Here is an 11,102-nt window from a genome sequence, read left to right as displayed (position 1 = left end):
CCCCAATGCCCCATCCCCAATAACAAAAACATGAATATTCGTATTGGTAACGGCTACGATATCCACCAACTAGTGAGCGATCGCCCCTTAATTTTAGGAGGAATTAATATTCCCCATGAACTGGGTTTGTTAGGCCACAGTGATGCTGATGTGCTAACCCACGCAATTATGGATGCCATGCTAGGGGCATTATCTTTGGGGGATATTGGTCATTATTTTCCGCCTAGCGATCCTCAATGGGCAGGAGCAGATAGTTTAATACTATTAACTCAAGTACATCACCTAATTCGGGATCAAGGCTGGCAAATAGGAAATATTGACTCAGTGGTAGTAGCAGAACGCCCCAAATTAAAACCGCATATTCATCAAATGCGCGACATGCTAGCCACTGTTTTAGAATTAGAACCGAATCAAATTGGTATTAAAGCTACTACCAACGAAAAACTAGGCCCTGTTGGACGCGAAGAAGGTATATGTGCTTATGCTGTCGTTTTGCTAGTGGCTTTAGAGTAACTTTTCTTTACTGCATAAGTGAAGCTATTTAATCATCGTTAGGATTTAAATAAATAGGGTGATAGGAGATAAACAAACTTACCTGATTAGGAAATTAGAGCCATGCAAGCTACAAACTTAGAATTGCAAGATGTAGAGCGCCCGGATGTTGTGGCACTAGACAAAGATGGAAAAATTGTTTTGATAGTTGAAGCTCAAGGTTTTCCATTTGATTCAAACCCAAAAAAGACCAAAGAAAATTCTATTTTGCGAATTATTGACTACTTGGAAGCGTCAAAAGACCTGATCCCTTTTGCTATGTTTGTTGATTTGAAAAATATTTTAGTTTTTCAATGGGATGGTTATAATTTGTCAGAACTTCTTAGTTTTAATACAAGTGATGTTCTTAGTTATTACGAGCCAGAATTTAATCAAAAACAAATTTTTAATCTTTATCTTACAGGTCTGATAGAAGCTTGGATAAGTGATTTTTGTTATTACTGGAAGTCAGAAATACCGCCAGCATCCAAGGAGATAGCAGAAATAGGTTTGTCACAGTTATTAAAAGGTGGAATTACTCAACCTTAGGTACTATTAGCAGTGATACTTTATGTAGAAACAAACTTTTTAATGAGTATTGCGAAAGGACAAGATGAACTAGCAGAAAATTTTCTGCAAAATACACCTACCTCAGTGTCTAATGAATTTGGCAGACGTGAAGTTATAGAGGTTTTACGAGATAGTGGGATTCAGTATTTCAATAAAACCAAAAATTTCCTTGGTTGGCTACAATCTCAATCAAATTAATTACACTATTCGCCTATTGAAATTATGAAAATTTTTAGTAAAATATTTCTTTCAATTAAACATTTTTGGTTGCCAATAATTCTGGCTTTAATCACAGTACTTACAGTTACTGCCTGTAACCCAGCTAACTTTAAAAGCGCAGCCGCTCAAGTACCGCAATTGGTAAGAAGCATTCTCAGTGACCCCCAAACTTTTAACTTTCCCCTGAATCAAGATGCATCAACAACAGGTCTTCTGTTATTACTTTACGAGGGGTTAATCACCGAAAATTACCAAACAGGTAAAGTTGAGCCAGCTTTAGCAGAATCCTGGCAATTTTCTGATGATAAATTAAAAATTGTTTTTACTCTGCGCGAGGGTTTGAAATGGTCTGATGGGCAGCCACTTACCGTAGACGATGTGGTCTTTACCTACAACGACATCTACTTTAATAAAGCAATTCCTACCGATGTCAGAGATGTTTTAAGAATTGGCGAAAGCGGTAAGCTACCAAGCGTAAAAAAAATCGATGAACGTCGGGTTGAGTTTATTGTCCCAGAACCTTTTGCGCCATTCCTACGTAGTGCTACTGGATATCCAATCTTACCCGCCCACACCCTAGAAAAATCTGTAAAAACTAAAGACCAAGAGGGTAAGCCAATATTTCTGTCACAGTGGGGCGTTGATACTCCGCCGGATCAAATTATTGTCAACGGCCCTTACAAATTAGAGCGTTATGACACAAGTCAACGTGTGGTGTTCCGGCGCAACCCTTACTACTGGCGCAAAGGGTCTAAAGGAGAACCCCAACCCTATATTGAACGGATAGTTTGGCAAATTGTAGAATCAACAGATACCTCTTTGTTACAATTTCGTTCTGGTGGGTTAGATACTGTGGGAGTTTCACCAGATTACTTCTCTTTACTAAAGCTCCAAGAAAAGCAGGGTAATTTCAAAATTTATAATGGTGGCCCAGCAACCAGTACATCCTTTGTTTGGTTCAATCTTAATAAAGGTAAAAGAAATGGAAAACCACTGGTCAATCCAGTCAAATCGCGTTGGTTTAATAATTTGCAATTTCGGCAAGCTGTAGCCTATGCAATTGACCGCCAAACAATTATTAACAACACTTTTCGCGGCTTAGGGACTACACAAAATTCACCAATTTCCGTACAAAGTCCTTATTATCTTTCTCCGAAAGAAGGGTTAAAAGTTTACGATTACAATCTGAAAAAATCAAAGGAATTGTTACTAAAAGCAGGATTTAAGTACAATGACAAAAATCAGTTAGTAGATGCCGAAGGAAACCGCGTCCGCTTCACTTTGCTCACCAATGCTGGCAATAAAATTCGTGAGGCAATGGGATCACAGATTAAACAAGACCTAAGCAAAATTGGTATTCAAGTCGATTTCACGCCGATAGCATGGAATACTTTTACAGACAAAATTTCTAACTCCCTTGACTGGGAAGCTTCTCTGATGGGACTCACTGGTGGTTTAGAACCAAATGATGGGGCTAACGTTTGGAATCCCGAAGGTGGATTGCACATGTTTAATCAGAAACCTCAACCAGGACAACAGCCGATTCAAGGTTGGGAAGTAGCTCCTTGGGAAGCGCAAATTGGTCAGCTTTATATTAAAGGAGCAAGGGAATTAGACGAAGCCAAGCGCAAAGAAATTTATGCCGAAACCCAACGGATTACTCAGGAGAATTTACCGTTTATTTACCTGGTTAATCCCTTATCATTATCAGCGGTACGTAATCGTTTTGAAGGAATCAGATTTTCCGCTCTTGGTGGCGCATTCTGGAATATTCATGAAATAAAAGTAACGGATTAGTTATTGGGCATGGGGCATGGGGCATGGGGCATTGGTTATTCACAAATGACAAATGACAAATGACAAATGACAAATGACAAAACTTTGCGATCGCTCCTCGAAGCGGTTGCCAATGGTAAAGTTACTCCAGATACGGCATTAAACTCTCTCAAAGACTTAGCTTATGAATCCGTGGGTGAGTTTGCCAAAATTGACCACCATCGCCAGCTAAGAACTGGTTTTCCAGAGGTGATTTGGGGGCCAGGTAAGACGCCTGAGCAGATTGCTCAAATTATGGAGGTGATGCGCCTGCGCAACCCGGTGGTGATGGCAACCCGCATTGAACCTGGAGTTTATGCCGCACTGGAATCAAAAGTTAGCGGTTTGCGATATTACGAATCGGCGCGAATTTGTGCGATCGCTCCTCCTACCATCGAACCACAATTTGGGGGTGAAATCGGCATTCTTTCTGCTGGTACTGCTGATTTACCCGTTGCAGAAGAAGCCGCTGTGACAGCCGAACTTTCTGGTTTTTGCGTCCAGCGCCTCTGGGATGTCGGCGTTGCTGGGATTCATCGCTTACTGAGTAACCGCCACGTCATCGAGTCGGCATCGGTGTTGATTGTTGTGGCGGGGATGGAAGGCGCTTTACCTAGCGTCGTTGCGGGTTTGGCAAATTGTCCCGTGATTGCTGTTCCTACTAGCATCGGTTATGGCGCAAGTTTTGGCGGGCTAGCACCGCTGTTAACCATGCTTAACTCTTGTGCGGCTGGAGTGGGTGTAGTAAATATTGATAATGGTTTTGGCGCAGCGGTTTTGGCGGGGCAAATTTTGCGGACAGCCGATAAATTACGGTTGGCATCGCCTGCATCTTAGGTTATGACAGTAGCGTAATTACCGCAATCGCTACGCGTAATTGCGGTAATTTTTGTTTCATTAACTATTTAATGCAGTCCACAACCCTTTAATCACCGAATATGAGCCAGTACAACGATTTGATATCTCAGCTACTTTGGCATTTGCCAGTAAATTTGACGGTGCTAGCGCAAACAATTACTGACCCAGACCTTATGGGTCAAATCCAAAAATCTTGGAGCCATTTTATACAGACAGGACAAGTATGGGCATTATTGATTGGTTTGGTGATTGGTTATATCATTCGGAATCTCACTAGCTATGGTTAAATTTAAAAGTTAGGAGTCGGGAGTCAGGAGTAGAGACGCGATTAGAGCGTCTACGCGTCTGTACAAGAGCCAAGAATTAGGAATTCTCCCTCTCTCCTCACGCCACTCGCTACAACGGAGTGGCTCCTCTCCCCATCCCCTTCTCCCCTGAAGTCTATGACCGAAAAACAAACTTGGAGTCAGCGATTTGAATCATCGTTGCATCCGGCGATCGCTCTTTTTAATGCCAGTATAAATTTCGATATTGCATTAATAGAATACGACCTGACTGGTTCTCAAGCTCATGCCCAAATGCTGGCTCACACGGGCATTATTTCCCCAGAAGAAGGGGAGCAACTAGTTACTGGTTTAGAACAAATTCGCCAGGAATACCGCCAGGGAAAATTTCATCCTGGTGTCGATGCTGAAGATGTACATTTTGCGGTTGAACGACGACTGACGGAAATTGTCGGCGATGTGGGTAAGAAACTGCATACGGCGCGATCGCGTAACGATCAAGTAGGTACAGACACTAGGCTCTATCTCCGCGACCAAATTCAACAAATCAAAAGCCAATTACGAGAATTTCAAACTGTCTTAGTAGATATAGCTGAACAGCACGTTGAAACTCTGATTCCTGGATATACTCACTTGCAACGCGCCCAACCGTTGAGTTTAGCGCACCATCTCTTGGCATACTTTCAAATGGCGCAACGCGACTGGGAACGCCTGGGAGATGTTTACCGCCGCGTGAATATTTCGCCCTTGGGTTGCGGTGCTTTGGCGGGAACCACTTTCCCCATTGACCGCCACTATGCAGCCGAACTCTTGAATTTTGACAGCGTTTATGCTAACAGCTTGGATGGAGTTAGCGATCGCGATTTTGCGATCGAATTTTTGTGTGCTGCTAGCTTGATCATGGTTCACCTCAGCCGACTTGCAGAAGAAGTCATTCTTTGGTCAACTGAAGAATTCCGCTTTGTCACTCTCAAAGATAGCTGTGCTACTGGTTCCAGTATCATGCCCCAAAAGAAAAACCCTGATGTACCAGAATTGGTACGGGGAAAAACGGGACGTGTATTCGGTCATCTCCAAGCGATGTTGGTGATCATGAAGGGGCTACCCCTGGCATACAACAAAGACCTGCAAGAAGATAAAGAAGGTTTATTCGATAGCGTCAATACAGTTAAAGCCTGTCTAGAAGCAATGACAATTTTGCTGAAGGAAGGTTTAGAATTTCGTACCCAGCGTTTAGCAGAAGCTGTGACGGAAGATTTTTCCAATGCTACCGATGTAGCAGATTATCTAGCAGCGCGGGGCGTTCCCTTTCGAGAAGCCTACAACCTTGTGGGTAAAGTTGTAAAAACTACTATTGCCGCAGGGAAACTCTTGAAAGATCTAAAATTGGAGGAGTGGCAAGAACTGCATCCAGCATTTACAGCAGATATTTATGAAGCTATATCCCCTCGTCAAGTTGTTGCGGCGCGTAACAGTTACGGTGGTACTGGCTTTGCACAGGTAAAAAAAGCACTCCTAGCCGCCCACGCTCAAATTGCTGAACAGTAAGAGTAGGGAAGGAAAGCTTTTTCCCAATGTTTTATTAATGGTTCTTAACTCTTGCCTAATGCTTAGTTCTCAATAAATCAGGGCGTACATTTGTACGCCCTGATTACTAAAAGATTCAAAGAGCAAGGATTATAATAGGCAACTTACTCAGTATCAGCTGCTGCTGCGCCTTCTTCTTCCTCACTCTTCGGTGGTCTTTGTTGGAATCTTCTCTGCATTCTTCCTGTCGTAGTTCGTTTACGAAACTTTCTGGCATACGCCTGGTTCCGTAGCGCCTTTTCTTTTTTCGGGTTACGGCGCTTGGCCATGTTCACCTCATTAATAAACAACAAAAAAGGGAGTAACTAGGCATCACGTAGGCAATATCAGCTACCAATGTTATTGATATGCTTTTAGCCTAGTTCAGCAATTAATAAACTTTTAACAGTATACTAGTCTACCGTGTTCTAATGGGCTATGTCAATACTGCTTTAGAAGTATGTACTTTTTAGCTAAATAAAAACACATTTTTTCAGATCAAAATAGGTCAGCTAGATGTAAGTTAGTTAACTAGCTGTTGCAGCTATTGGAGCAACTGGATGTTTGATTAACATAAGTTTGAACTAGGAAATAGTAGAGAGTTGAAATTACTAATTAAGTCTCAAGAGGTAATACAAGCAATGAAATTATAAAATTTAGGTTTTTGATATTTATTTTCTGAATTTGTTCTGAAAAAATAGTATTAATTGTCGCTTTGAGCAAGGCTAATGCTAGCTATCAAATGAAAAAATTGATGCGCTAATAAATGTTATGCGTATGTACATACAGTACATTTATTTAAACCTGATGTTAGAATTAATAATATTCTACGGAATACGTTAGAATACTATTCCAAATCACAAACATTTTTGTATAAAACAAAACTCAACTAACATTTTATTAGTTGATTATTATGTAAGTGACAAGGAATTATAGAGTACAACCCAAACATTTGAAGATTGAACGTTCTGGCTTTTTTTGCAGCAGTTGTGCAGTCCACACGTAGCTTATGGCGCTATGGACAAACAGTACTGGGTATCATATTTCGGCATCCCATTACTGGCACTAGTATCATTCCGATTTTACCAGATGGTCGCATTGTACTGATTCGGCGACGCGACGATGGTCGTTGGGCATTGCCGGGAGGTATGGTGGACTGGGGAGAAGATATTCCTAGCACAATTCGCCGGGAGTTGAAGGAGGAAACCGGACTGGAGTTGGCGGAAATTCGGCGTTTAGTTGGAGTTTATTCCTCACCAGACCGCGATCCCAGAATCCATTCAATTTGCGTTGTGGTTGAAGTCGAAGTGCATGGGAAAATGGAGGTTCAGGATACTTTGGAAGTCATGGAAATCCAGGCTTTCCCTGCCAATTCCCTACCTCCAGGACAAATGTCTCACGACCACACGCGACAGTTGCAAGACTACTTGAATGGTCTGACAACACTAGCATAAAACTATTTTGTCATTGGTCATTTGTTATGAGTCAACTCCTAATGACTAATGACTATTTACTAGTATTCTAAAAGTTAACTACTCAATTAAATATGGATACGCTATTTCGTAACTCCCGGAGAAAGCTTTCACAAGGGCTACTATTTTGGCGTGAAGTTGGTAAAGGAACTCCTGTGATTTTTTTACATGGTGCTTGGAATGATAGCAGTCAATGGATATCTATCATGGAGTCTCTTTCACAAGATTTTCATTGCTTTGCACCTGATTTACTAGGGTTTGGTGAGTCAGAGAATCCTAACATTCACCATTCAATTGACTTACAAGTGGAATGTCTAGCTGAGTTTCTCCAAGCTGTGAAGCTAGAAAGAGTATATTTAGTAGGACATTCTCTTGGGGGTTGGGTTGCTGCTAGCTATGCTCTCAAGTATCCAGAGAAAGTTGATGGTGTGGTACTGTTAGCACCAGAAGGGGTAGAGATAGAAGGACAAGAGCAGCATTACTGGAAAATGCGACGGTTACTAAACTATCCACCATTAGTAATTAAGCTGTTGCGATCGCTAAGTCCCTTGACTAAAATCTTGGGTTGGTATGAGAAAATTGCCCAAGACTTGGAGCGGCGTCAGGAGTTGTCACTATATCCTATAGCTTGCCAATTACTTTTCAAAAGAAAGCAAGCAGAAATTGAGGCGGAATTACTACAAAAGCGACTTTATATGATCGAAGTCCCAGTTTTGATTTTACAAGGTGGTAAAGATACTCCAGATGCTTTAGCTAAAAGTCGGGTTTATGCTCAACTGACGCCCAAAGTCGAGTTGAAAATGATTGCTCATGCAGGAAATGACTTATCAGAATCTTGTGCTGAAATTGTAGCGGTTGATATTCAGGAGTTTATTAAAGTAAATTTAAGCATACATAGCGTGTAGAACTCCATTGCCGAAAAGATCAAAGCTGAGTTGCGACCCTCGAATTAATGAACAATTCCACCCACTTTATTGATGGTGTTTCCCGCCGACTTTCATAAATATAAGCTGCTCTGAGTCTGACTTAGAGCAGTTTTACTATTCATCCATTATCCACATACTATTTCCTGTATTCCCCAAAAAATTAAATTGGGTTCCACAATTAAATGTGCAGCAATTTTGGGAAATTGGGCTTGTAGATAGTTTATCAATAGAGTGCGATCGCCTCCTTTAATCGCAATCTTTCCTTCAGGAAATAAATTCCACCACGTCTCAATAAAATCTTTGATTCCAGCTAATAAAGTGTAAATCACTCCACTTTGAATTGCCTCTTGTGTATTGAGAGCAAAACGTGGAGGTAAAGACGTGAAATTGCGTGTTTCCATAAGTGGTAATTGCCCTGTTTTTTGACCTAGAGTTGCAAATTGCAACCCGATTCCCGGCAGAATTGCTCCTCCAACAAGACATTGATTAGCATCTGCACCTGTAAAAGTAAGTGCTGTTCCAGCGTCAATCACCAGCATCGGAAAACCCCAAGTTTTCCCCGCACCCCACAAAGCTAAAGCGCGGTCAATTCCCAGGGTGGGATACATTCCCATTAGAGGTAGTTGCTCTAATGCAATAACGCGAATATAGGGATACTTCTGCCAAAGCGCTGTTTGCTTAGGTACTACAGAAGCTAGAAAGATAGGTAGACAAGAAGATGTTTCTGCAATAATCTCTTGTTGTCTCTCACTGTGCTTACTAAATGGAAAAACTTCTGTAGGCAAATCATCTAATGTTCGACATTGAGCTATCTGCTGTATGACAGATTCAGGTAAATGGTCAGTATCCCAAACACACTCTAGAGTTTCGCCTGTAAACAACGCCCAATGCAAGCGAGAATTCCCAATTTCCAGAGCTAACCAAAGATTTTCTCTATATTCTGGGTATTTTTGTAGTTTCACACTTTTAATTTTTTTAAGTCAGTTATAGTTTTTTTAATAAAATTTAACATTCCAGGCGTGTAACAATAAAATCAGAGGAATAAATACTCAATTTGTCAAGGAGGGAGTTATGGTAGCGCTCACCGAAAAAACTGAAAAACGGCTCACCATACAGACTGTGGAAATCGCTCAAGATACGACGGCAATTCGTTCTTTGGACTGGGATCGCGATCGCTTCGATATTGAGTTTGGTCTGCAAAACGGTACTACTTACAACTCGTTTCTGATCCGAGGCGAGCAGACTGCCTTAGTTGATACCTCCCATGAAAAATTTCGTCAACTATATTTTGATACGCTCACGGGACTAATTGACCCAAAAGAGATTGACTATTTGATTATTAGTCACACCGAGCCAGATCATAGCGGCTTAGTTAAAGATATGCTGCAACTGGCTCCAGAAATCACCGTTGTTGGTTCTAAGGTGGCGATTCAGTTTCTTGAGGATTTTGTACATCAGCCATTTAAGCGGCGGATTGTGAAAAATGGCGATCGCTTAGATTTAGGTAACGCTCACGAATTTGAATTTGTAATTGCACCCAATTTACACTGGCCAGACACCATCTTCAGCTTCGACCACAAAACCCAAATTCTCTACACCTGCGATGCTTTTGGGTTGCATTATTGCTCAGATAGCACCTTTGACGAAGACTTAGCGGCTATCGAAGAAGACTTTCATTACTACTACGATTGTTTGATGGGGCCAAATGCGCGGTCAGTTTTGTCTGCACTCAAGCGCATGGGGGAACTGAAAACCATCGGCATGATTGCCACAGGTCACGGCCCACTATTATCTCATCATGTTGAGGAACTAACCGGACGTTACCGCACTTGGAGCCAAAACCAAACCAAAGCAGAAACAGCAGTTGGGATATTTTACGTTTCCGAATATGGGTATAGCGATCGCCTAGCTCAAGCAATTGCCAACGGTATCAGCAAAACTGGTATAGCCGTGGAAATTGTGGACTTGGGATCAGACATAGATTTACAAGAACTGCGAGAACTAGTTAGCCGCTGTACTGGACTTGTGGTTGGTTTACCTCCTGCTTCTGCTGCTACTAGCATCCAAGCCGCACTCAGCACAGTGTTAGGATCTGCCAAAGAAAAGCAAGCCATAGGGATATTTGAAACTGGCGGTGGTGATGATGAGCCGATAGATCCTTTGGTGAGCAAATTCCGTAATTTGGGTTTGACAACAGTTTTCCCAGCGATTCGGATTAAAGAAACCCCCACAGAAAACACCTACAAGCTGTGCGAAGAAGCGGGTACAGACTTAGGTCAATGGCTGGGACGCGATCGCAGTATCAAAGCGATGAAATCTCTGGGTGCTGACCTAGACAAAGCATTAGGTAGACTCAGTGGTGGACTATACATCATCACCGCCAAAAAAGGCGATGTCTCCAGTGCAATGCTTGCTTCTTGGGTGAGTCAAGCTAGCTTCAAACCGCTGGGATTCTCCATTGCAGTAGCCAAAGACAGAGCAATTGAATCACTAATGCAAGTAGGCGATCGCTTTGTCCTCAATGTCTTAGAAGAAAGCAATTATCAAAAACTCATGAAGCACTTTTTAAAGCGATTCACCCCTGGTGCTGATCGTTTTGAAGGTGTGAGAACTCAGCCAGCTGAAAATGGAGTTCCCATCCTCACCGACGCCCTTGCATACATGGAGTGCGAAGTCGTCAGTAGAATGGACTGCGGCGACCACTGGGCAGTATACAGCACCGTCTACGCCGGACGAGTTTCTAAGCCAGATGCTCTGACTGCTGTACATCATCGCAAGGTCGGCAACCATTACTAGATGAGAGAGTGGGAGAGTGGGGGAGATGGAAAATAACCAATGCCCAATGCCCCATCCCCATCCCC

Annotated in this window: 12 protein-coding genes; 10 read left to right on the top strand and 2 right to left on the bottom strand. The window is 42.2% G+C overall.

Annotation, left to right across the window (positions count from 1 at the left end; translation table 11 throughout):
• Positions 1-30 precede the first annotated feature (30 nt).
• The 7 genes from ispF (at position 31) to argH (ending at position 5,825) form a co-directional block, all read left to right on the top strand.
• Positions 31-513: a 2-C-methyl-D-erythritol 2,4-cyclodiphosphate synthase gene (ispF, locus tag IQ246_RS26165; protein WP_194006225.1), complete on the top strand. Its 483-nt coding sequence runs from the start codon at positions 31-33 to the stop codon at positions 511-513.
• Between the two features lie 102 nt (positions 514-615).
• Entirely contained in the window at positions 616-1,080 is a 465-nt protein-coding gene (locus IQ246_RS26160) for a hypothetical protein (protein WP_194006224.1), read from the top strand.
• A 42-nt stretch (positions 1,081-1,122) separates the two neighbouring features.
• Positions 1,123-1,299, top strand: coding sequence for a hypothetical protein (locus IQ246_RS26155; RefSeq protein WP_194006223.1), 177 nt, complete (start codon positions 1,123-1,125; stop codon positions 1,297-1,299).
• 24 nt (positions 1,300-1,323) lie between these two features.
• Positions 1,324-3,117, top strand: coding sequence for an ABC transporter substrate-binding protein (locus IQ246_RS26150; RefSeq protein ID WP_194006222.1), 1,794 nt, complete (start codon positions 1,324-1,326; stop codon positions 3,115-3,117).
• 66 nt (positions 3,118-3,183) lie between these two features.
• The gene (gene larB / locus IQ246_RS26145; protein WP_194006221.1) at positions 3,184-3,972 is read left to right on the top strand and encodes a nickel pincer cofactor biosynthesis protein LarB; all 789 of its coding nucleotides are present in this window, start codon (positions 3,184-3,186) and stop codon (positions 3,970-3,972) included.
• 101 nt (positions 3,973-4,073) lie between these two features.
• Positions 4,074-4,280: a hypothetical protein gene (locus tag IQ246_RS26140; RefSeq protein ID WP_194006220.1), complete on the top strand. Its 207-nt coding sequence runs from the start codon at positions 4,074-4,076 to the stop codon at positions 4,278-4,280.
• A gap of 156 nt (positions 4,281-4,436) precedes the next feature.
• Positions 4,437-5,825: an argininosuccinate lyase gene (argH, locus tag IQ246_RS26135; protein WP_194006219.1), complete on the top strand. Its 1,389-nt coding sequence runs from the start codon at positions 4,437-4,439 to the stop codon at positions 5,823-5,825.
• A gap of 143 nt (positions 5,826-5,968) precedes the next feature.
• Here the strand turns inward: argH and IQ246_RS26130 are convergent, their stop codons facing one another.
• Complete coding sequence (locus IQ246_RS26130) at positions 5,969-6,133, bottom strand: hypothetical protein (protein ID WP_167407613.1); 165 nt, start codon at positions 6,131-6,133, stop codon at positions 5,969-5,971.
• 669 nt (positions 6,134-6,802) lie between these two features.
• Between IQ246_RS26130 and IQ246_RS26125 the strand changes: the two genes are divergently transcribed.
• Both IQ246_RS26125 and IQ246_RS26120 read left to right on the top strand, forming a co-directional pair.
• The gene (locus tag IQ246_RS26125; protein ID WP_194006218.1) at positions 6,803-7,297 is read left to right on the top strand and encodes an NUDIX hydrolase; all 495 of its coding nucleotides are present in this window, start codon (positions 6,803-6,805) and stop codon (positions 7,295-7,297) included.
• A gap of 92 nt (positions 7,298-7,389) precedes the next feature.
• Complete coding sequence (locus IQ246_RS26120; RefSeq protein ID WP_194006217.1) at positions 7,390-8,220, top strand: alpha/beta fold hydrolase; 831 nt, start codon at positions 7,390-7,392, stop codon at positions 8,218-8,220.
• Between the two features lie 146 nt (positions 8,221-8,366).
• On the opposite strand, the gene IQ246_RS26115 is transcribed toward IQ246_RS26120, so the two are convergent.
• A complete protein-coding gene (locus tag IQ246_RS26115; RefSeq protein ID WP_194006216.1) occupies positions 8,367-9,203 on the bottom strand; it encodes a pantothenate kinase in 837 nt (278 codons plus the stop codon).
• Positions 9,204-9,312: 109 nt separating this feature from the next.
• Between IQ246_RS26115 and IQ246_RS26110 the strand changes: the two genes are divergently transcribed.
• The gene (locus IQ246_RS26110; RefSeq protein WP_194006215.1) at positions 9,313-11,037 is read left to right on the top strand and encodes a diflavin flavoprotein; all 1,725 of its coding nucleotides are present in this window, start codon (positions 9,313-9,315) and stop codon (positions 11,035-11,037) included.
• Positions 11,038-11,102: the final 65 nt, after the last annotated feature.

The organism is aff. Roholtiella sp. LEGE 12411 (assembly GCF_015206995.1).
GTDB lineage: Bacteria > Cyanobacteriota > Cyanobacteriia > Cyanobacteriales > Nostocaceae > Komarekiella.
The sequence above is the reverse complement of the archived record's forward strand: the minus strand, read 5'-3'. Positions and strand labels throughout refer to the sequence as shown.

Coding starts and splice junctions, on each gene's coding strand:
- ispF (WP_194006225.1), top strand. CDS start 31: ATGAATATTCGTATTGGTAACGGCTACGATATCCACCAACTAGTGAGC.
- IQ246_RS26160 (WP_194006224.1), top strand. CDS start 616: ATGCAAGCTACAAACTTAGAATTGCAAGATGTAGAGCGCCCGGATGTT.
- IQ246_RS26155 (WP_194006223.1), top strand. CDS start 1,123: ATGAGTATTGCGAAAGGACAAGATGAACTAGCAGAAAATTTTCTGCAA.
- IQ246_RS26150 (WP_194006222.1), top strand. CDS start 1,324: ATGAAAATTTTTAGTAAAATATTTCTTTCAATTAAACATTTTTGGTTG.
- larB (WP_194006221.1), top strand. CDS start 3,184: ATGACAAATGACAAAACTTTGCGATCGCTCCTCGAAGCGGTTGCCAAT.
- IQ246_RS26140 (WP_194006220.1), top strand. CDS start 4,074: ATGAGCCAGTACAACGATTTGATATCTCAGCTACTTTGGCATTTGCCA.
- argH (WP_194006219.1), top strand. CDS start 4,437: ATGACCGAAAAACAAACTTGGAGTCAGCGATTTGAATCATCGTTGCAT.
- IQ246_RS26130 (WP_167407613.1), bottom strand. CDS start 6,133: ATGGCCAAGCGCCGTAACCCGAAAAAAGAAAAGGCGCTACGGAACCAG.
- IQ246_RS26120 (WP_194006217.1), top strand. CDS start 7,390: ATGGATACGCTATTTCGTAACTCCCGGAGAAAGCTTTCACAAGGGCTA.
- IQ246_RS26110 (WP_194006215.1), top strand. CDS start 9,313: ATGGTAGCGCTCACCGAAAAAACTGAAAAACGGCTCACCATACAGACT.